Annotated in this window: 22 protein-coding genes; 12 read left to right on the forward strand and 10 right to left on the reverse strand. The window is 69.1% G+C overall.

What is annotated here, in order from left to right:
• Window positions 1-195 precede the first annotated feature (195 nt).
• Complete coding sequence (locus ACI2LP_RS28535; RefSeq protein WP_404727422.1) at window positions 196-981, forward strand: ferritin-like domain-containing protein; 786 nt, start codon at window positions 196-198, stop codon at window positions 979-981.
• 35 nt (window positions 982-1,016) lie between these two features.
• Here the strand turns inward: ACI2LP_RS28535 and corA are convergent, their stop codons facing one another.
• The gene (gene corA / locus ACI2LP_RS28540) at window positions 1,017-2,009 is read right to left on the reverse strand and encodes a magnesium/cobalt transporter CorA (protein ID WP_404727423.1); all 993 of its coding nucleotides are present in this window, start codon (window positions 2,007-2,009) and stop codon (window positions 1,017-1,019) included.
• 59 nt (window positions 2,010-2,068) lie between these two features.
• Here corA and ACI2LP_RS28545 point away from each other — a divergent pair, with 59 nt between their 5' ends.
• The 4 genes from ACI2LP_RS28545 to mshC all read left to right on the forward strand — a co-directional run bounded on the left by ACI2LP_RS28545 (window position 2,069) and on the right by mshC (window position 5,717).
• Complete coding sequence (locus ACI2LP_RS28545; RefSeq protein WP_404727387.1) at window positions 2,069-2,755, forward strand: histidine phosphatase family protein; 687 nt, start codon at window positions 2,069-2,071, stop codon at window positions 2,753-2,755.
• 171 nt (window positions 2,756-2,926) lie between these two features.
• Window positions 2,927-3,517 (forward strand): DUF3090 domain-containing protein, encoded by a 591-nt coding sequence (locus ACI2LP_RS28550; protein WP_360884971.1) that lies wholly within the window; start codon window positions 2,927-2,929, stop codon window positions 3,515-3,517.
• Window positions 3,481-4,299 (forward strand): SCO1664 family protein, encoded by an 819-nt coding sequence (locus tag ACI2LP_RS28555; protein ID WP_404727388.1) that lies wholly within the window; start codon window positions 3,481-3,483, stop codon window positions 4,297-4,299. The genes ACI2LP_RS28550 and ACI2LP_RS28555 overlap by 37 nt, the downstream gene beginning before the upstream one ends.
• A gap of 188 nt (window positions 4,300-4,487) precedes the next feature.
• Window positions 4,488-5,717: a cysteine--1-D-myo-inosityl 2-amino-2-deoxy-alpha-D-glucopyranoside ligase gene (gene mshC / locus ACI2LP_RS28560; RefSeq protein ID WP_404727389.1), complete on the forward strand. Its 1,230-nt coding sequence runs from the start codon at window positions 4,488-4,490 to the stop codon at window positions 5,715-5,717.
• 74 nt (window positions 5,718-5,791) lie between these two features.
• Here the strand turns inward: mshC and ACI2LP_RS28565 are convergent, their stop codons facing one another.
• Both ACI2LP_RS28565 and ACI2LP_RS28570 read right to left on the reverse strand, forming a co-directional pair.
• Complete coding sequence (locus ACI2LP_RS28565; RefSeq protein ID WP_404727390.1) at window positions 5,792-6,295, reverse strand: hypothetical protein; 504 nt, start codon at window positions 6,293-6,295, stop codon at window positions 5,792-5,794.
• Between the two features lie 24 nt (window positions 6,296-6,319).
• Complete coding sequence (locus tag ACI2LP_RS28570) at window positions 6,320-8,077, reverse strand: S8 family peptidase (protein ID WP_404727391.1); 1,758 nt, start codon at window positions 8,075-8,077, stop codon at window positions 6,320-6,322.
• A gap of 241 nt (window positions 8,078-8,318) precedes the next feature.
• Here ACI2LP_RS28570 and ACI2LP_RS28575 point away from each other — a divergent pair, with 241 nt between their 5' ends.
• On the forward strand, window positions 8,319-9,293 hold the full coding sequence (locus ACI2LP_RS28575; RefSeq protein ID WP_404727392.1) for an SMP-30/gluconolactonase/LRE family protein: 975 nt from the start codon (window positions 8,319-8,321) through the stop codon (window positions 9,291-9,293).
• A gap of 53 nt (window positions 9,294-9,346) precedes the next feature.
• Here ACI2LP_RS28575 and ACI2LP_RS28580 read toward each other — a convergent pair whose 3' ends face one another.
• A complete protein-coding gene (locus ACI2LP_RS28580) occupies window positions 9,347-10,342 on the reverse strand; it encodes a PAC2 family protein (RefSeq protein ID WP_404727393.1) in 996 nt (331 codons plus the stop codon).
• A gap of 253 nt (window positions 10,343-10,595) precedes the next feature.
• Here ACI2LP_RS28580 and ACI2LP_RS28585 point away from each other — a divergent pair, with 253 nt between their 5' ends.
• From ACI2LP_RS28585 to ACI2LP_RS28605, 5 genes are read left to right on the forward strand one after another with little or no spacing between them, the layout of a single operon-like run.
• A complete protein-coding gene (locus ACI2LP_RS28585) occupies window positions 10,596-11,915 on the forward strand; it encodes an enolase C-terminal domain-like protein (protein ID WP_404727394.1) in 1,320 nt (439 codons plus the stop codon).
• Window positions 11,912-12,688, forward strand: coding sequence for an SDR family NAD(P)-dependent oxidoreductase (locus ACI2LP_RS28590; protein ID WP_404727395.1), 777 nt, complete (start codon window positions 11,912-11,914; stop codon window positions 12,686-12,688). The genes ACI2LP_RS28585 and ACI2LP_RS28590 overlap by 4 nt, the downstream gene beginning before the upstream one ends.
• Window positions 12,689-12,716: 28 nt before the next feature.
• Window positions 12,717-13,754 carry a sugar ABC transporter substrate-binding protein gene (locus ACI2LP_RS28595; protein ID WP_404727396.1) on the forward strand — a complete coding sequence of 346 codons (1,038 nt, stop codon included), beginning with the start codon at window positions 12,717-12,719 and terminating at the stop codon, window positions 13,752-13,754.
• Between the two features lie 2 nt (window positions 13,755-13,756).
• Entirely contained in the window at window positions 13,757-15,271 is a 1,515-nt protein-coding gene (locus tag ACI2LP_RS28600; RefSeq protein ID WP_404727397.1) for a sugar ABC transporter ATP-binding protein, read from the forward strand.
• Window positions 15,268-16,296, forward strand: a complete 1,029-nt coding sequence (locus tag ACI2LP_RS28605) for an ABC transporter permease (protein WP_404727398.1) — start codon at window positions 15,268-15,270, stop codon at window positions 16,294-16,296. Before ACI2LP_RS28600 ends, ACI2LP_RS28605 begins: the two co-directional genes overlap by 4 nt.
• Window positions 16,297-16,461: 165 nt before the next feature.
• Here ACI2LP_RS28605 and ACI2LP_RS28610 read toward each other — a convergent pair whose 3' ends face one another.
• From ACI2LP_RS28610 to ACI2LP_RS28635, 6 genes are all read right to left on the reverse strand, one after another.
• Complete coding sequence (locus ACI2LP_RS28610) at window positions 16,462-17,133, reverse strand: FadR/GntR family transcriptional regulator (protein WP_404727399.1); 672 nt, start codon at window positions 17,131-17,133, stop codon at window positions 16,462-16,464.
• Between the two features lie 35 nt (window positions 17,134-17,168).
• The gene (locus tag ACI2LP_RS28615) at window positions 17,169-18,230 is read right to left on the reverse strand and encodes an LLM class flavin-dependent oxidoreductase (protein WP_404727400.1); all 1,062 of its coding nucleotides are present in this window, start codon (window positions 18,228-18,230) and stop codon (window positions 17,169-17,171) included.
• Window positions 18,231-18,344: 114 nt separating this feature from the next.
• Window positions 18,345-19,955, reverse strand: coding sequence for an FAD-dependent oxidoreductase (locus ACI2LP_RS28620; protein WP_404727401.1), 1,611 nt, complete (start codon window positions 19,953-19,955; stop codon window positions 18,345-18,347).
• 6 nt (window positions 19,956-19,961) lie between these two features.
• The gene (gene glpK, locus ACI2LP_RS28625) at window positions 19,962-21,488 is read right to left on the reverse strand and encodes a glycerol kinase GlpK (RefSeq protein WP_404727402.1); all 1,527 of its coding nucleotides are present in this window, start codon (window positions 21,486-21,488) and stop codon (window positions 19,962-19,964) included.
• A 31-nt stretch (window positions 21,489-21,519) separates the two neighbouring features.
• A complete protein-coding gene (locus tag ACI2LP_RS28630; RefSeq protein ID WP_404727403.1) occupies window positions 21,520-22,296 on the reverse strand; it encodes an MIP/aquaporin family protein in 777 nt (258 codons plus the stop codon).
• A 233-nt stretch (window positions 22,297-22,529) separates the two neighbouring features.
• Entirely contained in the window at window positions 22,530-23,294 is a 765-nt protein-coding gene (locus ACI2LP_RS28635) for an IclR family transcriptional regulator (RefSeq protein ID WP_404727404.1), read from the reverse strand.
• Window positions 23,295-23,533: 239 nt separating this feature from the next.
• Between ACI2LP_RS28635 and ACI2LP_RS28640 the strand changes: the two genes are divergently transcribed.
• On the forward strand, window positions 23,534-25,710 hold a 2,177-nt coding region (locus ACI2LP_RS28640), incomplete at its 3' end, for a homocysteine S-methyltransferase family protein (RefSeq protein WP_404727405.1).

Raw genomic sequence — 25,710 nt, forward strand, 5'->3', positions numbered from 1 at the left:
CGGCCGTGGTGGGGGCTCGGGGGTCTTCCCCGCCACGGCCGTCATAGAGCACAACGCCTGACAGCCCGCCCGGGTTACTGCTTCTCGTCGTGTGCCGCTGTCCTCCGTTCGGCGGAGTTGCGCCACTTACCTGTTGCCTCGCCTCCCATACCGCATTTGACTCGTTTTGCGGACTTCTTCATGGAGGTGGCAGTGATGCTCTCGGCCCGGAGTCTCTTCCAGGAAATCGTCGACAGCGACGAAGCCTTTCAGCTCTTCTGCTCCATCGCCGCCAGCGGCGAGACCCAGGGCGGCTGGGAGAACGGCCGAATCGCCGCCCTCGTGCCCGAGAGCATGCGTGAACTCGCTCCCAAGATCACCCGGCACGGCGCCGACGAGGACAAGCACGGCCGGCTCTTCAACGCGCTGCTCAAGAAGCGCGAGCTCGAGCCCGTCCCCGTACCGCCCGAGACCGACTACACGATGCTCCTGGAGAAGGAGAACATCGGACTCACCCACGAGAAGCTGCGCCGCGACGAGCCGCTGACCGAGCAGGACATCGTCGTCTATCTCTCGCACAGCAGGGTCACCGAGCAGCGGGCCGCCGACCAGATGGACATGCTGGTGAGGTACTTCGGCGACCACCCCGAACTGGGCAGGGCCATCAGGATGATCTGCAGCGACGAGGGCAACCATCTGGCCTACTGCCACGAGGAGTTGCTGCGCCTCGCCGCCGCCGGACACGGCCGTACGATCCAGCGCGTCCTGCGCGAGAGCGCGCTCGCCGAGATCAGGATCTACCGCGATGTGAGCCTCGCGGTGATGAGCCACATGGGACGCCTGCTGCACTGGCACAAGGCCAAGTCCGCCGCGCTCACCGCGGGCATCCACGGCATGTACGGGTACGAACGCCTCGGCGGCTGGCACCGGATGGTCACTCTGGAGATGCCGATGCGCCGAGGCGCCCTCGACGGACCCGCCACCGCCGCGCACGCCTTCTGACGAGGGCCGGGTCCGCCTTCTGATCAGGACGGCACCTACAGCCAGCCGCGGCGCTTGAAGAGCCGGAACAGGCCGTAGACCGCGCCGCTCATCAGCAGCAGCACGGCCGGATACGCCCACACCCACCGCAGCTCCGGCATGTGGTCGAAGTTCATGCCGTAGATGCCCGCGACCATCGTGGGGACGGCGGCCATGGCCGCCCACGCCGAGATTTTGCGCATGTCGTCGTTCTGCCGCACGCCCATCTGCGCGAGATGGGCGGACAGGACGTCCGAGAGCAGCCGGTCCAAGCCCTCCACCTGTTCGTTCGCCCGGGTCAGATGGTCGTTCACGTCCCGGAAGAACGGCTGCGAGTGCTCATGGACGAACGGCACACCCATGCTGGCCAGCCGGGCCACCGGCCCGGCCAGTGGACCCGCGGCGCGGCGGAACTCCAGCACCTGCCGCTTGAAGGTGTAGATACGCGCCGCGGTGTTCTTGGAGACGCTGCTGCTGGGCGCGAAGACCTCGGTCTCCATCTCCTCCAGGTCCACCTGGAGCTCCGCGGCGACATCAATGTAGTGGTCGACGACCGCGTCGCTGATGGCGTAGAGAACCGCCGTCGGGCCGTGCTTGAGCACCTCGGGCTCGGCTTCGAGCCGACGGCGTACGGCGGCGAGCGGCGAGCCCTCCCCGTGCCGGACCGTCACCACGAACGAATCGCCTATGAAGACCATCAGCTCGCCGGTGGTGACGGTGTCCGACTCCTGCTCGTACACCACCGGCTTGAGGACCATGAAGAGCGAGTCGTCGTACACCTCCAGCTTCGGGCGCTGATGGGCGGTGAGCGCGTCCTCGACGGCCAGCGGATGCAGGCCGAATTCGCTCCTGACGAGGTCGAACTCCTTCTCCGTCGGTTCGTACACGCCTATCCAGAGGAAGGCGTCGCCGCTCGCCCGAGCCTCGTCGAGGGCGTCGGAGAAGTCGGCGGGGCCTTCGGTGCGGCGCCCGTCCCGATAGATGGCGCAATCCACGATCACGGCGCGTATTCTCCCCTCTGCCCTGCCCCGGCGCACCCCTGGGCGCGTGTCCGCCTAGGCTGATCCGCATGGCCACGCTGATCCTCGTACGTCACGGACGCTCCACCGCCAACACCGCAGGGGTGCTCGCCGGCTGGACGCCGGGCGTCTTTCTCGACGAGCGCGGCGCCGCGCAGGCGGCCGCGCTGCCCCAGCGCCTCGCCGATGTGCCGCTCGCCGCGGCGGTCAGCAGCCCGCTGGAGCGCTGTGTGCAGACCCTGCAGCCGCTGCTGGACGCCCGGCCGGGGCTGGAGCTCAAGACGGACGAGCGGATCGGTGAGTGCCACTACGGCGACTGGGCCGGGCGCAAGCTCAAGGAGCTCGCCGACGAGCCGCTGATGGAGGTGGTGCAGCAGCACCCGTCGTCGGCGGCGTTCCCCGGCGGCGAATCGATGCGGGCGATGCAGGCGCGCGCGGTCGATGCCGTACGGGACTGGAACGCGCGCGTCGATGCCGCGCACGGCGAGGACGCGGCATTTGTGATGTGCTCGCACGGCGACATCATCAAGTCGTTGGTGGCGGACGCACTCGGCATGCATCTCGACCTCTTCCAGCGGATTCATGTGGAGCCGTGTTCCGTGACCGCCATCCGTTACACCCGTACGCGTCCGTTTCTTCTGCGCCTCGGCGACACCGGGGACTTCGGCTCGCTGGCGCCGCGTGGAAACGACGGTGGCGGTGCCGGGGTCGTCGGGGGCGGCGCGGGCGCCCCGTGATCGCTCCGCGCAGTAGGGTGGACGGGCCGAAAACCCGTATGCCCGCTCGATAACCGTACGCAGCCGTCGTTCAGCAGTCCTCAATAGTCCTTCAGCAGTCGTCAGCAGTCCTGAGCAGCAGTCCTGAGCAGTCGAGACCGACCGACCCCGAGATCCCGAGGGAGACAGAACGTGTCCCGTCAGGTGTTCCTGTACGACCCACCGGACCGTTTCGTGGCCGGTACGGTCGGGCTGCCTGGCCGCCGTACGTTCTTCCTGCAGGCTTCGGCCGCAGGGCGCGTCACCAGTGTGGCCCTGGAGAAGACCCAGGTCGCCGCGCTCGCCGAGCGGATCGACGAGCTGCTGGACGAGGTCGTACGCCGTACCGGGGGCAACGCGCCGGTGCCGGCCATGGCGCCCGCCGATGTCGCGGACACCGCGCCGCTGGACGCTCCGGTCGAGGAGGAGTTCCGGGTCGGCACGATGGCGCTGGCGTGGGACGGCGAGGAACAGCGCATGATCGTCGAGGCCCAGGCACTGGTGGAGCTGGACGCGGACTCCGAGGAGGACCTCGCGGAGGCCGAGGAGCGGCTGCTCCAGGACGAGGAGAACGGCCCGCCGATGCTGCGCGTCCGGCTGAGCGGGGCGCAGGCCAGGGCCTTTGCCAAGCGCGCGCTGGACGTGGTGAACGCCGGCCGGCCGCCGTGCCCGCTGTGCAGCCTGCCGCTCGATCCGGAAGGACATGTATGCCCGCGCCAGAACGGATACCGCCGCGGAGCCTGACGGCGCTGGACCTCCTCGCCGAGGGCGAGCTCACCGTGCGCGGGCGGGTCCGTGAGGCGTCCAACGCCGTGCTGTACTGCTCGGTCTCGTACGAGGGCGAAGAGGCCACGTGCGTGTACAAGCCGGTCGCCGGAGAGCGGCCGCTGTGGGACTTCCCGGAAGGGACACTCGCGCAGCGGGAGGTCGCGGCGTACGAGCTCTCCGAGGCGACGGGGTGGGGTCTGGTGCCGCCGACGGTCCTGCGGGACGGGCCCTACGGCAAGGGCATGGTCCAGCTCTGGATCGAGGCGGACCCGTCGGCGTCGCTGCTCGCACTCGTCGAGGACGAGGAGCCGGGCGACGGCTGGAAGGCGGTCGGCTTCGCGGAGGTGGACGAGGGGCGTACGGCGCTGCTGGTGCACGCGGACGACCCGCGGCTGCGGCGGCTGGCGGTGCTCGACGCGGTGATCAACAACGGTGACCGGAAGGGCGGGCATCTGCTGCCGACGACGGAGGGCCATCTGTACGCGATCGACCACGGGGTCACGTTCAACGTGGACGACAAGCTGCGGACGCTGCTGTGGGGGTGGGCCGGGGAGCCGCTGCCGCCGTCGGAGCTGTCGACGCTGGCCGAACTGTCGGCCGCGCTGGAGGAGGGCGAGCCGCTGGCCACCCGTCTGGCGGAGCTGCTGACACCGGCGGAGGTGGAGGCGGTGCGGGAGCGGGTGGAGGTGCTGAGAGGGACGGGGCGGCATCCGGTGCCGTCGGGGGAGTGGCCGGCGATTCCCTGGCCACCGGTGTGAGTGGTGCCCCCATCCCGAACCGGGGGCGAGCCCCCCCGGGCCCCCTGGAGGAAGACGCGGGTCAGCCAGGGCGGCAACTGGCCCGCAGCAGCTCAAGCACGCGCGGCGTCAATTCGCAAGGGTGCCAAACCAGCCACGCGGCGGGATCCGGTTCGTATGCGGAACGTGCGTCCGGTTAGGCTCATGGCATGCATGCCTGGCCCGCTTCTGAGGTCCCCGCCCTGCCTGGCAAGGGCCGCGACCTCCGGATCCACGACACCTCGACCGGTGGTCCTGTGACCCTCGACCCCGGTCCCGTCGCCCGTATCTACGTCTGCGGCATAACGCCGTACGACGCGACCCACATGGGTCACGCGGCGACCTACAACGCGTTCGACCTCGTTCAGCGCGTGTGGCTCGACACCAAGCGGCAGGTTCACTACGTCCAGAACGTCACGGACGTCGACGACCCGCTCCTGGAGCGCGCGATCCGTGACGGGCACGACTGGACCGAGCTCGCCGAGCGCGAGACCGCGCTCTTCCGCGAGGACATGACCGCCCTGCGGATGCTCCCGCCGCAGCACTACATCGGTGCCGTCGAGGCGATACCCGGCATCGTGCCGCTCGTCGAGCGGCTGCGGGACGCGGGCGCCGCGTACGAGCTCGAAGGCGATGTGTACTTTTCCGTGGAGGCCGATCCGCACTTCGGTGAGGTGTCCAACTACGACACCGAGGTCATGCGGGCGCTCTCCGCCGAGCGCGGCGGCGACCCCGACCGTGCGGGCAAGAAGAATCCGCTCGACCCGATGCTCTGGATGGCCGCCCGCGAGGGCGAGCCGAGTTGGGACGGCGGCAGCCTCGGGCGCGGGCGGCCCGGCTGGCACATCGAGTGCGTGGCCATCGCCCTGGATCATCTGGGGATGGGCTTCGATGTGCAGGGCGGCGGGTCCGATCTCGCTTTCCCGCACCACGAGATGGGCGCATCGCACGCCCAGGCGCTCACCGGCGAGTACCCCTTCGCGAAGGCGTACGTCCACGCCGGCATGGTCGCGCTGAACGGCGAGAAGATGTCCAAGTCCAAGGGCAACCTCGTCTTTGTGTCGAAGCTGCGCCGCGACGGGGTCGACCCCGCCGCGATACGGCTGGCCCTCCTCTCGCACCACTACCGTGCCGACTGGGAGTGGACCGACCAGGTGCTCCAGGACGCCGTCGAGCGCGTCGGGCACTGGCGTGCGGCCGTCTCCCGGCCCGACGGGCCGTCCGCCGACGCCCTGGTCGAGGAGATCCGCGACGCCCTCGCCAACGACCTCGACGCCCCCGCCGCCCTTGCCGCCGTCGACCGCTGGGCCGCACTCCAGCAGTCCGACGGGGGTACGGACGAGGGTGCGCCCGGCCTTGTCTCGCGTGCTGTCGACGCCCTGCTGGGCGTGGCCCTGTAGCCCGATCCGAAGAGCACAAGAGGGGCGCCGGGCGGGCGTAGGCCCACCCGGCGCCCCCTGTGCGGGAGTTGCCGCTACTGCTTGTTCACCACGACCGCCTGGATCGCGTTGTTGGTGTCGTCGTACCAGCCGATGACCTGGTGCCCGTAGGCGAACGCCTCCTGGACCTCGTCATGCGTGACCTGGTTCGGGTTGACCAGCTGACGCCAGTTGTTGTTGATGAACAGGTAGAGGATCGACGGCTGGCCGGGGAACGGCGTCACCACGTCCCAGTACTTGGTGGCGATGCCGCTGACGATCGCTTGGGCGTCGACGGTACTCGGCAGCACCAGCGGGAGACCGGCCTGCTGTTGCTGCTGGCCGCCCAACTGCTGGAGCAGCTGCTGGTAGGGCTGCTGCTGGCCGAGCTGCTGCAGCTGCTGCGCCATCGGGTACTGGGCCTGCTGCCCCTGTGAGGGCGGGGCGGTGGTGCCCGCGCCCTGCTGCCCGTGCTGCTGCTGCCCGTACTGCTGCGCGTGCTGCTGCTGTCCGTACTGCTGGCCCATGGAGCTGGGGTTCATCTGCGGGGTGGTGCTCATGCGATGTTCACCTTCCCTGTCGATTCATCCGGCGACGACCAGGCCCACGACCTCGTCGTCCGAGTACCAGACGCGAACGTCCGGCCGTCCCCCCGCGAAGGCGGCGTGGACCGCCTGGCGGATTTCGGGGGCGGGGTGGTTCAGGTTGCGCCACGCACCGGCCACGAACAGCCTCAGGCGCGGCGGAAGTTCACGGGGGTAGGGCATCAGTTCGTCCCAGTAGCGCTCCGCCTGGCCGGAGCCGACCGAGGACGGCACCAGCCGGGTGACGGCCGCCTTGATGTCCGGGCGGTTGCCGATCCGCTGCGAGGCGGGCCGGCCCGGCGCGTCCTGCTGCGGCGAACCGGTCCTGCGCAGCACGTCGCGTGCCTGCTCGGGGTTCATCGGCGCGAGCCGGCCGGCCTTGAGGATGCCCTGCAGGCAGGCCAGCGCGCCGACGACCACCGGCGACGCCGATGAGGTGCCCGAGAAGGTGTCCGTGTACCAGGCGATCTCCTCGGCGCCGCCCTGCAGATCACCGGCCCGGTCCCAGAACCCGCCGGTGGTGGTGACCTCGCGGCCCCAGCCCTGGGCATCCATCCGTGCCCCGTAGTTGGAGAACGCCAGCCGTGAGCGGTCGGGACCGTGGTCGCGGCCGTGCGTCCCGGGCGGGGGAGCGCCCGCTCCGACGAGGATCGCGCCGGAGGACTGGTTCGACGGGTTGAAGGGGTTGCGCCACCACTCGGGGAACTCGTCGGGCCTGCGTTCGTACACCGCGTCGTCCAGGCTCTCGCCGCCGTTGCCCGCGGCCTCCACCACCAGGACGCCCTTTCCGGTCGCCCAGCGGATCGCGGCGCAGTCGTCCGGCCACCACTCGAGCGCGATGTAGCCGCGCTGGTCGTCTCGGCTCTCGTAGTCGAACCGCGGTCCCGGCCGGTGGAGTTCGACCAGCAGGATGTCGCCGGGCGAGAGCCGTTCGGCCGCGGCGTGGATGGCCGCGGCGGACCCGATGCCCTGGAACGACGCTGCCGCGGTCACCGCCTCGGGCGCGATCCCGGTGATCCCCTTCTCGTCCCGGTCGCCGCCGATGACACCGAGGACCGCCGTGCCGTGGTTGCGCCAGGCGATGTCCTGGACCGGGTTGCCCACGACGATGCCGGCGAGCTTGTCCGCCAGGTCCTCGTGGCCCAACTGCCAGGCGCCCTCGACGTCGACGACGGTGATCCCCTGCCCCGAGCCGCCCGGCCGCTGCCAGGACCAGTACGCGTCCACGCCTTCGGGCGCGGGCAGCAGATAGCCCTGGCGGCCTGTGTAGTCGGGGGTCGCGGGCGCGCCCTCCTTCAGCCGCTTGACCTCGTCCGGCAGTGCGCCCTGCGGCGCGCGGGCCGGCACGGCGCCGGGCTTGACGTACGCCGTCTCGATCTCGGGAAGGGCCGCCAGACGGGCGGTCAGCTCCTGGGTGCGGTCCCCACCGCCCCGTACCCGGTAGAAGAGCGAGAGGTCCGGCATCGCGCCCCGGCCGCCGGCCGGTCCCGGGGGCTGCGAGGGCAGGGCCGACCGGGTTCGCTCCTCATTGCCGAACACCGGCTCCAGAGTGAGCTGTTCGTCGCTGAGGAACATGTTCAGGGCGGAGAGGTCCGTGCCGGAGGCGGATCGTACGCCTTCTGTGCCGGCGCGCAGCCGGGCCTCGGCCCGTGCGACGACGATCAGCTCCGGCTCGGCTCCTCGATAGGTGAATCCAGCTCCGTCGGGTCCGGGGCCCGCAGTTCCTGGGCCCCGTCCCGGGAGTGCCTGATCGGTCATCGCTACGACCGCTCCCTTCGGGTGCGTGCTCCGTGTCGTGCCGTGGTGGCCACCCTGCTCCCGTCCGGACCGCACGTCCACCCCGCTTACGTGAAATACGTTTGAAACGCAAGGTAATTGGGAACCCCGTGCAATTCGTCTTGAAGGAGATGTCACCACGTAATTCGGCCAAAGACTGCGGAGTCACCTGGCATGTGTTGAGGTGAAAGCGTCTGCAGAACACTTGCCGGAAGGACGCACAATGCAACGCTCCTTCGCACGTCGAGAAGTACTTGGTGCGGTCGCGGCCCTCGGTGGCGCGGCTTTCCTCGCCCCTTTAAGCGGGGTCGCCCAGGCGGCCGAATCCACCGGGCAGAGCTGGCCCGGGCAATTCCCCCTGCCGAACGGCTTCCAGCCCGAGGGCATCGCCATCGGGACAAGTCCGTACGCCTACTTCGGTTCGCTCGCCAACGGCGATGTCTACCGGGCGAGCCTGGCCACCGGCACCGGACGCGTCATCAGCCACGGCCCCGGGGCGGGGCACCCCGTCGTCGGACTCAAAATCGACCGGCGCGAGCGGCTGCTGTTTCTGAGCGGAGGGGTGAGCCGGGAGATCCGGGTCGCCGATGCCCGTTCGGGGAAGCTGCTGAAGACCTTCACCGTCGGTTCGGACGGCACGATGGTCAACGATGTGATCCTTACGCCGGGTGCCGCCTGGTTCACCGATTCCTTCAAACCGCAGGCCTACCGGCTCCCGCTCGGCCGGCACGACGAGCCGGGCGACGAGGTGACGACCGTCCCGCTGACGGGCGACTGGCAGCAGGGCCCGAGCTTCACGGCCAACGGCATCGAGCGCACACCCGACGGCAGCGCTCTGCTCCTGGTCAATACGGTGGTCGGCGGCGGCGGACTGATGCGCGTCGACCCGCGCACCGGAGTGGCACGCCGCGTCGACATCGGCGACACCAGACTTCCCAACGGCGACGGCCTGTTGCTGCTGGGGCGCACCCTCTATGTCGTACAGCAGGCGCAGAACGCCATCGATGTGCTGCGTCTCAATGAGTCGGGCACCCGTGGCGCGGCGATCGCGCGCATCACCGATCCGGAGCGCTTCAAGATCCCCACGACGGCTGCCGCCTGGGGCGACCGGATCTATCTGCCCAATGCGCGTTTCGATGTGGAGCCGACACCCGACACGACGTACGACGCGGTCGCGGTGGATCAGGTCAAGCGCTGAGCCGGAGCGGGGCGGCGCCCATCGGAGGCCGCCCCGCTCCGCACACTCGCACCTCAGTCGTCCGACGAATCTTCGTCGTCGGTCTCGGTCTCGGCCCCGGTGTCCGCGTCCGGATCCGGGCGTGGCGGCATCGGCGGCCTGGAACGTCCGCTGGACGTGTCGCGCAGATACGAGCCCCCGTCGCCGCTCTCCGTCGCATGGCCGGGACCGCCGTCCCGCCGCCGCAGATACCGTTCGAACTCGCGGGCGATGGCCTCGCCCGAGGCCTCGGGAAGCTCAGCGGTGTCCCGCGCCTCCTCCAGCGTCTGGACGTACTCCGCCACTTCACTGTCCTCGGCGGCCAGTTGATCCACGCCGAGCTGCCACGCCCGGGCGTCCTCGGGCAGTTCGCCCAGCGGAATGCGCAGGCCGATCAGGTCCTCGAGGCGGTTGAGCAGCGCCAGCGTCGCCTTCGGATTGGGCGGCTGGGACACATAGTGCGGCACCGCGGCCCACAGGCTCACGGCAGGCACACCCGCGTGCGTGCACGCCTCCTGGAGGATGCCGACGATCCCGGTGGGCCCCTCGTATCTGGTCTCCTCCAGATCCATGGTCCGTGCCAGATCCGGGTCGGAGGTGATCCCGCTGACCGGAACCGGCCGGGTGTGTGGCGTGTCGCCGAGCAGTGCGCCCAGGATCACCACCATTTCCACGCCCAGTTCATGGGCGAAGCCCAGAATCTCGTTGCAGAACGAGCGCCAGCGCATGGACGGCTCGATGCCGCGCACCAGCACCAGGTCGCGCGGCTTGTCGCCGCCGATGCGGACCACGGAGAGCCGGGTGGTGGGCCAGGTGATCTTCCGTACCCCGCCGTCCAGCCACACCGTGGGCCGGTTGACCTGGAAGTCGTAGTAGTCCTCGGCGTCGAGCGCCGCGAACACCTCCCCCTTCCATTCCCGGTCCAGGTGTGCGACCGCGGTGGAGGCGGCGTCGCCGGCGTCGTTCCAGCCCTCGAACGCGGCCACCATGACCGGGTCGATCAGCTCGGGAACCCCCTCGAGCTCGATCACCCAGTGCCTCCTTCCGAAGTTCCCTTGTCTACGCCCCAACCTTACGGCTTACCAGGCGCCCGGCCGCAGCCCCCTTGCACGGCCGGGTGAACTTCCGCGCGATAGGGCATACGTCGGAGAACCCCGCACTCGGCCTTCGATTCATCCGAGCTGTGCAGGAGAAGTTTCGTCCCGACCCTGGACGCTGTCGCTCGAACGGCGCTATACATCGGATGACCGCGAGAGGTCCGATGTTCTTCCCGGGGGTGCGTGCATGAGTCAGACCGTCACCGAGTTCGAGGTTCATGACATCCGCTTCCCCACCTCGGAACAGCTCGACGGCTCGGACGCCATGAACCCGGACCCCGACTACTCCGCCGCCTATGTGGTGATACGCGCGAGCGACGGAGCCGAGGGACATGGCTTCTGCTTCACCATCGGGCGCGGCAACGATGTCACCGCCGCCGCCATCGAGGCGCTGCGTCCCTTCGTCATCGGGCGCCCGGCCCCTCATGCGGCAGCCGATCTCGCCGCCCTCCACCACGACCTCACCCATGACTCGCAGCTGCGCTGGCTCGGCCCGGAGAAGGGCGTGATGCACATGGCGGCCGGCGCGGTCGTCAATGCCGCCTGGGACCTGGCGGCGAAGCACGCCGGACAACCCGTGTGGGAATTCCTCGCCTCGATGAGTTCCGTGGACCTCGTCTCGCTCGTCGACTTCCGCTATCTCACCGACGTCCTCACCCGCGAGGAGGCCCTGGCCATTTTGCGCAGGGCCGAACCCGGCCGGGCCGAACGGGCGCGGAGACTGCGGGCGCAGGGCTACCCCGCCTACACCACATCGCCCGGCTGGCTCGGCTACTCCGACGAGAAGCTCGTCAGGCTGGCCAAGCAGGCCGTCGCCGACGGCTTCCATCAGATCAAGCTCAAGGTCGGCGGGGACATCGACGACGACATCCGTCGCATGAAGCTCGCCCGCGCCGCCGTCGGACCCTCCGTACGCATCGCCGTGGATGCCAACCAGCGCTGGGACGTCCCCGACGCGGTGCGCTGGATGGCGGCGCTCGCCCCCTACGAGCCGCACTGGATCGAGGAGCCCACCAGCCCCGACGACATCCTCGGCCACGCCGCCGTACGCGCGGGCCAGCCGGTCAAGGTCGCCACCGGCGAACACGTCGCCAACCGCGTGGTGTTCAAGCAGCTGCTCCAGGCGGGGGCGGTCGACTTCGTCCAGATCGACGCCGCCCGTGTCGCGGGCGTCAACGAGAACATCGCCATCCTGCTGCTCGCCGCCAAGTACGGCGTCCCGGTCTGCCCGCACGCCGGCGGGGTAGGACTGTGCGAGCTCGTCCAGCATCTCGCCATGTTCGACTACGTCGCCGTCTCCGGGAGCTGGGAGGACCGGGTCATCGAGTACGTCGACCACCTCCACGAGCACTTCGCCGACCCGGCGGTCATCGAGTCCGGGCGCTATGTCGCCCCGCGCGCCCCCGGCTTCTCGGCCCGCATGCTGCCGGATTCGCTCGCCGCCCATCGCTATCCGCAAGGTCCCCTCTGGCAGGCCCGCCGTACCACCGAGGAGGTCAACTCATGACGCAGCCAAGGGACTTCGAGGGGCTGTCCGCCCTGGTAACGGGCGGCGCCTCGGGCATCGGGGCCGCTACGGCGGCGCTGCTGCTCAGCCGGGGTGCCCGGGTCGCCGTACTCGACCGCGAGAGTGCGGGAGCACCCGACGGCACCCTCGCGATCAAGGCCGATGTCACCGACGACGCGGCCGTGCACGCCGCCGTGGAGCGGGCCGCGGCGGAGTTCGGCGCTCTGCACACCGTCGTCTGCAACGCCGGAGTCGGGGCGATCGGCACCGTCGCCGACAACGCCGACGAGGAGTGGCGGCGCGTACTCGACATCAACGTCCTCGGCATGGTGCGCGTCGCCCGGCACGCCCTGCCGCACCTGCGCCGGGCGGCCGCCGAACGCCCGGGCCACGTCTCCCTCACCCAGACCTGCTCCATCGCCGCCACCGCCGGACTGCCCCAGCGCGCCCTCTACAGCGCCAGCAAGGGCGCGGTCCTCTCCCTCACCCTCGCCATGGCCGCCGACCACGTACGCGAGGGCATCCGCGTCAACTGTGTCAACCCCGGTACCGCAGACACTCCGTGGATCGGACGCCTGCTCGACCAGGCCGACGACCCCGCGGCCGAACGTGCCGCCCTGGCGGCCCGTCAGCCCACCGGACGGCTGGTCGCTGCGGACGAGGTCGCCGCGGCCATCGTGTATCTCGCCAGCCCCGCCGCAGCCGCCGTCACGGGAACGGCACTCGCGGTCGACGGCGGAATGCAGGGCCTGCGCCTGCGCCCCGCCACTTGAGAGCCGACACCCACCGAAGGACGGGACAATGAGAGTGCGTACGACAAGTGCCGCGGCCTGCGCAGCGCTGCTGGCCGCAACAGCCCTCGCGGGCTGCAACCGGGCATCGGACAGCGGGTCCGGCGGTGGCAAGGTGGGCATCGATCTGCCGCGCAGCGACAGCGACTTCTGGAACTCGTACCAGCAGTACATAGAAAAGGGCGTCAAGGGCGGCGAGGTCGACGCGCTGTCCCTGACCAACTCGCAGAACGACATCGGAAAGCTGGTCGCCAACGTCCAGACCTTCACCGACCAGGGCGCCAAGGCCGTCGTCATGGCCCCGCAGGACACCGGGGCGATAGCCGAGTCGCTGCAGAGCCTGTCGGAGAAGAAGATCCCGGTCGTCAGCGTCGACACCCGTCCCGACAAGGGCGAGGTCTACATGGTGGTCCGCGCCGACAACCGGGCGTACGGCGAGAAGGCGTGCACATACCTCGGCGGACAGCTGAAGGGCAAGGGCAAGGTCGTGGAGTTCCAGGGCGACCTTTCCTCCATCAACGGCCGCGACCGCTCCGAAGCCTTCAAGTCCTGCATGGACAAGAACTTCCCCGGCATCACGGTCTTCGAGCTGGCCACCGACTGGAAGGGCGACGTCGCCTCCGCCAAGCTCCAGTCCACGCTCGCCGCCCACCCGGACATCAACGGCATCTATATGCAGGCCGGTGGTGTCTTCCTGCAGCCCACCCTCGCTCTTCTTGAGCAGAAGAAGCGGCTCGTGGCCCCCGGCGCCCCCGGCCACATCACGATCATCTCCAACGACGGCATCCCGGAGGAGCTGGACGCCATCAAGGCAGGGAAGATCGACGCCACGGTCTCCCAGCCCGCCGACCTGTACGCCAAGTACGCGCTGTTCTACGCCAGGGCCGCCCTGGACGGAAAGACCTTCAAGGAGGGCGCGACCGACCACGACTCCACCATCATCAAGATCCCGGGCGGGTTCGAGGACCAGTTGCCCGCGCCGCTGGTGACCAAGGAGAACGTGGACGACCCGAAGCTGTGGGCCAACCAGCTGGAGAAGAAGAGCTAGCCATGGCGCACCAGGCCACACCCGCCGCCGTCCAGGCGGAAGGAATCGTCAAGCGCTTCGGTCCGACCGTGGCGCTCGACGGTGTCCGGCTGACCGTCGCGCCCGGTGAGTCGCACGCACTCGTCGGGCGCAACGGCGCAGGCAAGTCGACCCTCGTCAGCGTCCTCACCGGACTGCACAAGCCGGACGCGGGCACGGTGACCTTCAGCGGCGAGCCCGCACCCGCCTTCGGGGACACCTCGGCCTGGCAGTCCAAGGTCGCCTGCGTCTACCAGAAGTCGATGGTGGTCCCCGATCTGACCGTCGCCGAGAACCTCTTCCTGAACCGTTTCGAGACGGGCAGCCGGCTCATCAGCTGGCGGCGGCTGCGGCAGCGCGCCGAGGAACTGCTGGCCGGGTACGGAGTGAGTGTCGACCCCGGTGCCCGGGCGAAGGATCTCGCCGTCGAACAGCGGCAGTTCGTCGAAATAGCGCGCGCCCTCTCCTTCGGGGCACGGCTGATCATCCTCGACGAGCCCACCGCTCAGTTGGACGCCCGTGGTATCCAGCGGCTCTTCACCAAGCTGCGCGAACTGCAGAGCCGGCAAGTGGCGTTCCTGTTCATCTCCCACCATCTGCAAGAGGTGTACGAACTGTGCACCGCCGTCACCGTCTACCGCGACGCCCGCCACGTCGTCACCGCGCCCGTCGCCGAACTCTCCAAGGACGCCTTGGTCGCCGCGATGACCGGCGAGTCCACCGGCGGCCCCTCGACCTGGCACGCGCCCATGGGACTGGTCCGGGACGCGGAGCCCGTACTGCGCACCGAAGGGCTGGCGATGGAGGGCCAGTTCGAGCCGCTCGACCTGGAGGTGCGTCCCGGCGAGGTGCTGGGTCTGGCAGGGGCGACGGCCAGCGGCAACACCGCACTCGGCGAGACCCTGGTCGGCATGCGCAGGGCGAGCGCGGGTCGGATCACCGTACGCGGCCGGGAGGTGAAGCCCGGCAGCGTTCCGCACGCCCTCGACGCCGGCATCGGCTACATCCCCGAGGACCGCCACCGCCAGGGCCTGGTCGTGGAGCGCAGCGTCGCCGAGAACGCGACCCTGACGGTCACCGACCAGCTCGGCCCCTGGGGGACCGTACTGCCGTCTCGTACCAGGGAATTCGCCCATTCAATGATCTCGTCGCTCGACATCAAGACGCAGGGGCCCGAGCAGCCCGTCTCTTCTCTCTCCGGCGGCAATCAGCAGAAAGTCGTGGTCGCCCGCGCGCTGGCTCGCCGGCCGAGCGCGCTGGTGGCTCTGCGGCCCACCGCGGGCGTGGACGTGAAGTCCAAGGACTCGCTGCTCTCGGTCGTACGACGGGTGGCCGACGAGGGCAGCGCGGCCGTGATCATCTCGGACGAGCTGGACGATCTGCGGGTCTGCGACCGGGTGCTCGCCCTTTTCCACGGGCGGGTCGTCGCGACGTTCGGGAGCGGGTGGACCGACCGGGAACTGGTCGCCGCCATGGAAGGTGTGGGGGAGCGGGAATGACCGGGACGATACGGCCCCTGACGGCCGACGCGACCACGAACGACAGCCCGCGCGGCAGGTTGCGGCTGATCCGGTGGAGCGACTTCTCGCTTGTGCCGGTGATCCTGGTGCTGATGGTGATCGGCTTCATCGTCTCGCCGGTCTTCCTCACCTCCAACAATCTGATCAGTGTGGTCCAGCAGTCCTCCGAGCTGAGCCTGCTGGTGCTCGGACAGGCGCTGATCCTGATCTGCGGCCGGATGGACCTGTCGCTGGAGTCGACGATCGGCATCGCGCCGGTCATCGCGATGTGGCTGGTGCTGCCGAGCTCCGGGGGCCGGTTCGCCGGGCTTGAACTGCTGCCGGTCTGGACGGCGATACCGGTCTGCCTGCTGGTCGGCATGGCGATCGGCGCGATCAACGGCTTTCTCATGCTGAAGCTGCGCGTCAACGGCTTCATCGCCACGCTCGGCATGCTGACCATGCTCCGCGGTCTCCACATCGGCATCACCGAGGGCAAGTCGATCACCGATGTCCCGGAGTCCTTCCGCTACCTCGGCAAGACCGACTGGCTCGGCGCGCCGGCCGCGGTGTGGATCTGTCTGACGCTGTTCGCTCTCGGCGGCGCGGCGCTGGCGTATCTGAGGCACGGGCGGGCGCTGTACGCGATCGGCGGCAACCCGGAGGCGGCACGGGCGGCTGGTGTCCGGGTCGACCGGATCACCTGGATCGTGCTGGCGATCGGTGGTCTGCTGGCGGCGTTCGCGGGCGTCCTCTACACGGGCCACTACGGCTCGGTCGCGGCGACGCAGGGGAACGGCTGGATCTTCCAGGTGTTCGCGGCGGCGGTGATCGGTGGCATTGGTTTGAAGGGCGGGCGGGGCACGCTGTTCGGTGCGCTGACGGGGGTGCTGACGCTCCAGCTGGTCGTCAATGTGATGACGTTGGGTGGGGTGCCGGCGCTGTGGAACCAGTTCCTGAACGGAGCGATCATTATTGTGGCGCTGGTGATCTCGCGGTTCGCGAGCGGAGAGAGGCAGGACTAGGGCCTGTTCTCCACCCCGCCTTCCCCCTACGGCTTGGCGGCCGTGGGAGGTACCCCCACCCCGAAACGCTGGGCCGCACAATCCAGCCTCGCCGGCGATTGAGGCGCTGGGGGTCCCCCCCCACGCCCGCAGGGCGTAGGGGCGGGTTCGGGGGCGGAGCCCCCGCTACAGCGTGGACCTCAGCCACTGCTCCACGCTTGCGATATGCACCGTCGCCCACGACCTCGCCGCCTCCGCATCCCCGTCCCGCAGTGCCGACAGGATCGCCCGGTGCTCATGCAGCGTGCGGCTGATCGCGTCCTCCTGGGTCAGGCCGCGCCAGACCCGGGCCCGGGTGGTCGGCCCGGAGAGGCCGTCCAGCAGTGAGCAGAGCACGGAGTTGCCCGAGGACTGCACGATGCCGCGGTGGAACTCGAGGTCGGTGGCGACCAGCTCCTCCACCGAGGGCTGCGGGCCGAGCGCGTCCAACTGGGCGCTCAGCACATCCAGTTCGCTCTCGCTGATCCGGCTCGCGGCCATCGCGGTGGCGGCCGGCTCCAGAATGCGGCGTACGGCCAGGAACTCGAGCACCGTGTCGTCCCGGTGGAAGTCCACCACGAAGCTCAGGGCCTCGAGCAGCAACTGCGGGTCCAGGCTGGTGACATACGTGCCGTCGCCCTGCCGCACGTCGAGGATGCGGATCAGCGACAGCGCGCGCACCGCCTCGCGCAGAGAATTGCGGGACAGGCCCAGCTCCGCGGCGAGTTCGCTCTCCTTCGGGAGGCGGTCGCCGGGGCGCAGCGCACCCGAGACGATCATTCCCTTGATCTTCTCGATGGCCTCGTCGGTGACAGCCATGGGCGACCTCCAGACATCCGATGTATCGGCCCCCATTATGCGTCCCAGAGCGTGGTCGGAGCCTCCTTCCGTACGATTGGGGCGATCTCCTCGGAAAATCGCTGAAGCGTTTCGATCTGTTCCGCCCGCTCGAGGCCGAAACCGTCCACCGTGATCGACTGCAGATCGTGCCGGTACACCTCGTGGTAGCCGAGGATCTTGTCGATGATCTGCTGCGGAGAGCCGATCAGCTGGGGCCCGTCCGCCATGGCGTCCTCGATGGTGCGGAAGGGGGTGTTGTAGCCCGCCCTGCCCTCCAGGTGTGGCTTGAAGGTCTGCCGCACCCGCGCCTCGTACCCGTCCTTGTAGCGGGTCACCGCCTGCTCGGCGGTGTCCGCGATGAGCAGACCGCCCGAGCCGGCGGCCACATGGGCGCGGGACGGATCGTGGCCGTACGCCGCGAAGCGCTCGCGGTAGCGGGCGATCAGCCTCGCGTACGCCTCACGCGGCTGGATCGCGTTGGCGGTGAAGAGCGGATCCCCGTGCTTCGCGGCCAGCTCCGGGGAGTTGAGGCTGGTGGCCGAGCCGTGCCAGATCCGCGGCACACCGGCGTAAGGGCGTGGCACCGTCGTCACCTGCCGCAGCGGCGGGCGGAACTCGCCCTCCCAGTCGACGCTCTCCTCGCTCCACAGCCTGCGCAGCAGCTCGTACTTCTCCTTCTGCAGATCCCATTGCCGTTCCTCGTCGAGTCCGAAGAGATCGAAGTGCCCGGCCTCCGCCCCCTTGCCCACGACCAGCTCGATCCGGCCGCGGGAGATCTGGTCGAGCGTCGCGTAGTCCTCGGCGACCCGCACCGGGTCGAGGATCGCCACGACCGTGACGCCGGTGAGGAGCTTGATCCTTGTCGTACGGGCGGCGAGCGCGCCCAGCACCACGCTGGGGCTTGAGGAGAGGAACGCGCCCGCGTGGCGCTCGCCGACGGCGTACGCGTCGTACCCCAGCCGCTCGGCGGCTTCGCCGACCGCGAGCACCTCTTCGAACCGGTCGGCGGCCGAAGGGAGTTCACCGGTCAGCGGATGAGGGGAGTGGCTGATGAGGGAGAGCAATTGAAACTTCATGCTTCAACTCTCTCCGCGGGTTGTTGCCGGAGTATGGCAGCCGTATGGCATGAGTAAGGGGCGGCCGCCATGGCGACCGCCCCTTACCGGTACCCCGTTACGAGTACCCCGCTGCTACGCCTTCTTGCCGAGCAGATCCTCGACCTTGCCGCGGATCTCGTCCGTCGCGAGACCCCGGATCGTCAGCGTCGTACGGCGGCGCAGCACGTCGTCCGCCGTCTCGGCCCACTCGTGGTCGCGTGCGTACACGACCTGCGCCCAGATCTCGGGAGCGTCCGGGTGGATCCGCTCACCCAGCGCCGGGTCGTCGTTGGCGATCCGCGCGATGTCGAAGGAGAGCGAGCCGTAGTGCGTGGCCAGGTGGCGTGCGGTGTCCGCGGCCATCCGCGGGCCCGGGGTCCCGCCGTCCACCAGCAGCCGGTGCGCGACCGCGTTCGGGTTGGAGATACCGGGCAGCGGGAGCTTCTTCGGCAGCCGCGAGATCGGCTCCATGTCCTCGGCCAGCGGCTGTCCGGGCAGGGAGGCCAGCTTGTTCATCACCGTACGGCCGATGTGGCGGAAGGTCGTCCACTTGCCGCCGGCGACCGACAGCATGCCGCCGGTGCCCTCGGTGACGACCGTCTCGCGCTTCGCCTTGGAGGTGTCGCCGGGGCCGCCGGGCAGCACACGCAGTCCCGCGAAGGAGTACGTGATCAGATCGCGGGACAGCTGCTGGTCGCGGATGGAGAACGCGGCCTCGTCCAGGATCTGCGTGATGTCCTTGTCGTTGACCGCGACATCCGCCGGGTCGCCCTCGTACTCCTCGTCGGTCGTGCCGAGCAGCAGCATGTCCTCCCAGGGGAGGGCGAAGGTGATGCGGTACTTGTCTATCGGGGTCGCCAGCGCGGCCTTCCACGGCGCGGTGCGCTTGAGCACCAGGTGCGCACCCTTGGAGAGCCGGATGGAGGGAGCCGCGTTCGGGTCCTCCATCTTCCGCAGGTGGTCGACCCACGGGCCGGTGGCGTTGAGCACGAGACGCGCGCTGACACCGAACTCGGTGCCGTCCGTGCGGTCCTTGAGCTCCGCGCCCGTCACCCGGCCCTTGATGAAGCGCAGCCCGGTGACCTCGGCGTGGTTGAGCACGGTGGCACCCGACTCGACGGCCGCGCGCACCGTCATCAGCGCCATCCGGGAGTCGTTCATCTGGTCGTCGCCGTACACGGCAACGGCCTTCAGGTTCTCGGTACGCAGCTCCGGAACGTCACGCTGCGCCTTGGCCGCGCTGATCACATGGCCGACGCCGTCGCCGAACGCGGAGAGTGCGGAGTAGGCGAAGACGCCCGCGCCGAGCTTCGCCGCGCCGTGCGGGCCGCCCTTGTAGACGGGCAGATAGAAGGTCAGGGGGTTGGCGAGGTGCGGTGCCACCTGACGGGAGACCGCACGCCGCTCGAAGTGGTTCTCCGCGACCAGCTTCACCGCGCCGGTCTGCAAATAGCGCAGGCCGCCGTGGAGCAGCTTGGAGGAGGCGGAGGAGGTGGCGCCGGCGAAGTCGCCGGCGTCCACCAGAGCCACCCGCAGCCCGGACTGCGCCGCATGCCAGGCGGTGGAGATGCCCAGGATGCCGCCACCGATCACCAGGAGATCGTATGTCGCCTTGGAAAGCTGCTCCCGAGTCTCGGCGCGGCTCGGGTGAGAGCCGGAGGCCGGGTGCGTCCCCAGGGCGGGGACGCTCTGCAGGGTGGTCATCTCGATTTACTCCTCGTCCTCGATCCAGCCCATGGTCCGCTCGACGGCCTTGAGCCAGCTCTTGTACTCGCTGTCGCGCTTGTCGGCGTCCAGGCGAGGTGTCCATTCGGCGGCCCGGCGCCAGTTGGCGCGGAGCGTGTCGGTGTCCGGCCAGTAGCCGACGGCGAGGCCGGCGGCGTAGGCCGCGCCGAGGCAGGTCGTCTCGGCCACCATCGGGCGCACCACCGGTGCGTCCAGGAAGTCCGAGAGGGTCTGCATCAGCAGATTGTTGGAGGTCATGCCGCCGTCGACCTTGAGCGCGGTCAGCTCGACGCCGGAGTCCTTCGTCATGGCGTCGGTGATCTCGCGGGTCTGCCAGGCGGTGGCCTCGAGAACGGCGCGCGCAATGTGCGCCTTGGTGACATAGCGGGTCAGACCGGCGATCACACCGCGGGCGTCGGAGCGCCAGTACGGGGCGAACAGGCCGGAGAAGGCCGGTACGAAGTAGGCGCCGCCGTTGTCCTCGACGCTCAGCGCGAGAGTCTCGATCTCGGCGGCGGTGCTGATCAGGCCCATCTGGTCGCGCATCCACTGCACCAGCGAGCCGGTGACGGCGATCGAACCCTCGAGGGCGTACACCGGCTTCTGGTCACCGATTTGGTAGCCGACGGTGGTGATCAGACCGTTGTAGCTGTTGATCGGCTGGTCGCCGGTGTTCATCAGCAGGAAGGTGCCGGTGCCGTACGTCGACTTGGCCTCGCCCTCGGCGAAACAGGTCTGGCCGAACAGGGCCGCCTGCTGGTCACCGAGCGCGGAGGCGACCGGGATGCCGTCCAGGGCGCCGCCCTTGGCGGTGCCGTACACCTCGGCGGAGGAACGGATCTCCGGCAGCACCTCGGCCGGTACCTCCATCGACTGGAGGATCTTGTCGTCCCACTCCATGGTGTGCAGGTTCATCAGCATGGTGCGGGAGGCGTTGGTGACGTCGGTGACGTGAACACCGCCGTCGACTCCGCCGGTCAGGTTCCAGATGACCCAGGAGTCCATGGTGCCGAAGAGGATCTCGCCGCGCTCGGCGCGCTCACGCAGGCCCTCGACGTTGTCGAGCAGCCAGCGGACCTTCGGTCCGGAGAAGTACGACGCGAGGGGAAGGCCCGTCTCGCGGCGGAAGCGGTCCTGGCCGACGTTGCGGCCGAGTTCCTTGCACAGCGCGTCGGTGCGGGTGTCCTGCCAGACGAGCGCGTTGTGTACGGGCTCACCGGTGTTCTTGTCCCACAGCACGGTGGTCTCGCGCTGGTTGGTGATGCCGATCGCCTTGACATCGGCGGAGGTGATGCCCGCCTTGTTGATGGCGCCCTCCACCACTTCCTGGACGTTCGTCCAGATCTCGGCGGCGTTGTGCTCCACCCAGCCCGGCTTCGGGAAGATCTGCTCGTGCTCCTTCTGGTCGACGGAGACGATCCGGCCGTCCGTGTCGAAGACGATGCAGCGGCTGGAGGTGGTGCCCTGGTCGATGGCCGCGATGAACGGGCCGGCGGTGTGTGCGTCGGTCACAGTTTGCTCCTGCTCTGGTCTGGGAGGGGGCTTAGGCGAACGCGATGTTGTAGATGCCCGCTGCGAGGGCTCCACCGATCAGCGGGCCGACGACGGGGATCCAGGCGTAGCCCCAGTCCGAACCGCCCTTGTTGGGCAGCGGCAGCAGGGCGTGCACGATGCGCGGGCCCAGGTCGCGGGCGGGGTTGATGGCGTAGCCGGTCGGGCCGCCGAGCGAGAGGCCGATGCCGACGACGGCGAAGGCCACGATCAGCGCGCCGATGGTGCCGAGGCCCTTGCCGCTGTCGTTGAGGCCGTACGTCAGAATCGCGAGCACGAGCACGGTGGTGCCGATGATCTCGGTGGCCAGGTTCTGCCACACCACGCGGACCTCGGGGCCGGTGGAGAAGACGCCGAGCACGGGGCCGGCCTTGGGGTTCACGACCTCAGCATCGTCCGCCGGTGCGGCGGTGATCTCCGGGTCCGTGAGGTGGGCCTGGAACTGTCCGTAGTACGCGATCCATACCAGAGTGGCACCTATCATGGCGCCGAGCAGCTGTCCGCCGAGGTAGACAGGAACCTTGCTCCAGTCACCGTCCTTGATGGCGAGGCCGACGGTGACCGCCGGGTTGAGGTGGGCTCCGGACAGTGTGCCCGTCATGTAGACCGCGGTCATCACCGCGAAGCCCCACCCGAAGGTGATCGCCAGGAAGCCGGCGTTCTGCGCCTTCGAGCGCTTGAGTACGACTGCTGCGACGACGCCGCCGCCGAGCAGGATGAGAACGGCGGTACCAATGATCTCGCCGATGAAGATGTCGGAGCTGGACACCCGCGACTCCTTTGTCCTTCGTCCAGGGGAAGGCGAACCCCGGGTCACTCCGGTGGTTCGTGCCCTCAGGTGAGGGCGTTGCCGGCCCTTGGCATTGCGACACCCTAGCGCGTATTGCCGGTAGGTGTTCGGCAATGCCGACCGATGCACGGAAGTTTTGCCCCCGGGTTAACAGCACGTCAAGGGTTGGGTGGCCGAAAACCGGATCGTTATCCGAAGATGTGCCAGGACGGTCAGAATCGCCCGGCGCCGAGGTCGCGCGAGACCGAGCGAGCGCAGTCCCGTACCGCCGCGACCAGCTCGGATCGCAGTTCTCCGGCGTTGCAGACCCGCTCCACCGCACCCGTTATGGCGACTGCTCCGACCGGCATCCGGCGCCGGTCGTGGATGGGGGCGGCAACCGAGGCCACGCCCTCCCAGGTCTCCTCCAGATCGGCTGCCCAGCCCCGCGCGCGGGTGTGGTCGAGCACCGACTCGAACTCCTCCACACCGGTCACGGTCCGCGAGGTGAAGGCTTTGCGCTCCACCTCCATGACCTCGGTGTGCGCCACCGGGTCGTACGCCGAGAGCACCTTGCCGAGGGCGGTGGAGTGCAGTGGCTGCATGGCCCCCACCTCCAGCACCTGGCGGCTGTCGTCGGGCCTGAAGACGTGGTGGACGATGAGCACGCCCTGCTGGTGCAGCACGCCGAGATGGACGCTCTCGCCGCTGGAACGCGCGAGGTCGTCCGTCCAGACCAGCGCGCGGGCGCGCAGCTCGTGGACGTCCAGATAGCTGTTGCCGAGCCTGAGCAGCTCGGCCCCCAGCTGGTAGCGGCCGGATGCCGGGTCCTGTTCGACGAAGCCTTCGGCCTGGAGCGTGCGCAGAATGCCGTGGGCGGTGCCCTTGGCAAGATCCAGCGAGGAGGCGATGTCCGACAGGCCCAGCCGGCGTTCCCCGCCTGCGAGCAGTCGCAGCATCGCGGCTGCCCGCTCGAGTGACTGGATGTTCTTCGCCATCGCCTTGGCCCTTCTCCACTGCGGTTCGACAATGCTGAACACTATCGGTCGATGCCGACCTTGGTCACCGCGGCGTGAATCCTTCGTGGCCGAAAGCCATCGGTTACGGCGAAGACATGATGCCGTCCCGCCCCGTGGGACGGCCACGCCCCCGGACGACCGCCCGGCTAGGCTGGCTCCGTGCGCCTTCCACCGGAAGACGCAAAGCCGACAGCCGTCGCATCCCAGGGAGCACATCCATGGCCTCGTTGCCGACCCCCTCCGCTGACAGCCGGACCCGAATCGAAGCCCTCCGTGAGGCGCTCGCCACGCGAGTCGTCGTGGCCGACGGCGCGATGGGCACCATGCTCCAGGCGCAGGACCCGACGCTCGAGGACTTCGAGAACCTCGAAGGCTGCAACGAAATCCTGAATGCGACCCGCCCCGACATCGTCCGATCCGTCCATTCGGCCTATTTCGAGGTCGGTGTCGACTGCGTCGAGACGAACACGTTCGGCGCGAACTTCGCCGCACTGGGTGAGTACGACATTCCCGACCGCGTCTTCGAGCTGTCCGAGTCCGGAGCGCGGATCGCGCGTGAGGTCGCCGACGAGTTCACCGCGTCGACCGGGCAGCAGCGCTGGGTGCTGGGTTCCATGGGGCCTGGTACCAAGCTGCCGACCCTGGGCCACGCCCCGTACGTCACGCTGCGCGACGCCTATCAGCAGAACGCCGAGGGCATGATCGCGGGCGGCGCGGATGCGCTCCTAGTGGAGACGACCCAGGATCTGCTGCAGACCAAGGCCTCGATCCTGGGCGCCCGCCGGGCGCTCGAAGCCACGGGCACCAACCTCCCCCTCATCTGCTCGGTGACGGTCGAGACGACGGGGACGATGCTGCTGGGCTCGGAGATCGGCGCGGCACTGACCGCGCTGGAGCCGCTGGGCATCGACATGATCGGGCTGAACTGTGCGACCGGCCCGGCCGAGATGAGCGAGCACCTGCGCTACCTCGCCCGGCACTCCCGTATCCCGCTGTCCTGCATGCCGAACGCGGGCCTGCCGGTGCTCGGGAAGAACGGTGCGCACTACCCCCTGTCCGCGGTCGAACTCGCCGACGCGCAGGAGACGTTCGTACGCGAATACGGTCTGTCGCTGGTCGGCGGCTGCTGCGGTACGACGCCCGAGCATCTGCGCCAGGTCGTGGAGCGTGTACGCGATCTGACGCCGACCGAGCGCGAGCCGCGCCCCGAGCCTGGCGCCGCATCGCTCTACCAGACCGTGCCGTTCCGCCAGGACACCGCCTACATGGCCATCGGCGAGCGGACGAACGCCAACGGGTCGAAGAAGTTCCGTGAGGCCATGCTGGACGGCCGCTGGGACGACTGTGTGGAGATGGCCCGGGACCAGATCCGTGAGGGCGCGCACATGCTCGACCTGTGCGTCGACTACGTGGGGCGTGACGGCGTCGCCGACATGAAGGAGCTCGCGGGGCGTTTCGCCACCGCGTCGACTCTGCCGATCGTGCTGGACTCCACCGAAGTCGACGTCATCCGGGCCGGGTTGGAGAAGCTCGGCGGCCGCGCCGTCATCAACTCCGTGAACTACGAGGACGGGGACGGTCCCGAGTCGCGGTTCGCCAAGGTCACCAAGCTCGCTGTCGAGCACGGAGCGGCGCTCATCGCGCTCACCATCGACGAGGAGGGCCAGGCCCGTACGGTCGAGAACAAGGTCGCCATCGCCGAGCGGATCATCGACGATCTGACCGGCAACTGGGGCGTGTTGGAGTCCGACATCCTCATCGACACGCTGACCTTCACGATCTGCACCGGCCAGGAGGAGTCCCGTAAGGACGGCATCGCCACCATCGAGGCGATCCGCGAGCTGAAGCGGCGCCGCCCCGATGTGCAGACCACGCTGGGCCTGTCGAACATCTCCTTCGGCCTGAACCCGGCCGCCCGCGTCGTCCTGAACTCCGTGTTCCTGGACGAGTGTGTCAAGGCCGGTCTGGACTCGGCCATCGTGCACGCGTCCAAGATCCTGCCGATCGCCCGGCTGGAGGAGGAGCAGGTCAAGGTCGCGCTGGATCTGATCCACGACCGGCGCAGCGAGGGCTACGACCCCCTGCAGAGGCTCATGGAGCTCTTCGAGGGCGTCAACATGAAGTCGATGAAGGCGGGCAAGGCCGAGGAACTCCTCGCCCTGCCGCTCGACGAGCGCCTCAAGCGCCGCATCATCGACGGCGAGAAGAACGGCCTGGAGGCCGATCTCGACGAGGCACTCCAGATCCGTCCCGCCCTCGAAATCGTCAACGAGACGCTGCTGGACGGCATGAAGGTGGTCGGTGAGCTGTTCGGTTCGGGGCAGATGCAGCTGCCGTTCGTGCTTCAGTCCGCCGAGGTCATGAAGAACGCGGTGGCCTATCTCGAACCGCACAT

The organism is Streptomyces sp. NPDC019890 (genome assembly GCF_044903445.1).
Lineage (GTDB): Bacteria > Actinomycetota > Actinomycetes > Streptomycetales > Streptomycetaceae > Streptomyces.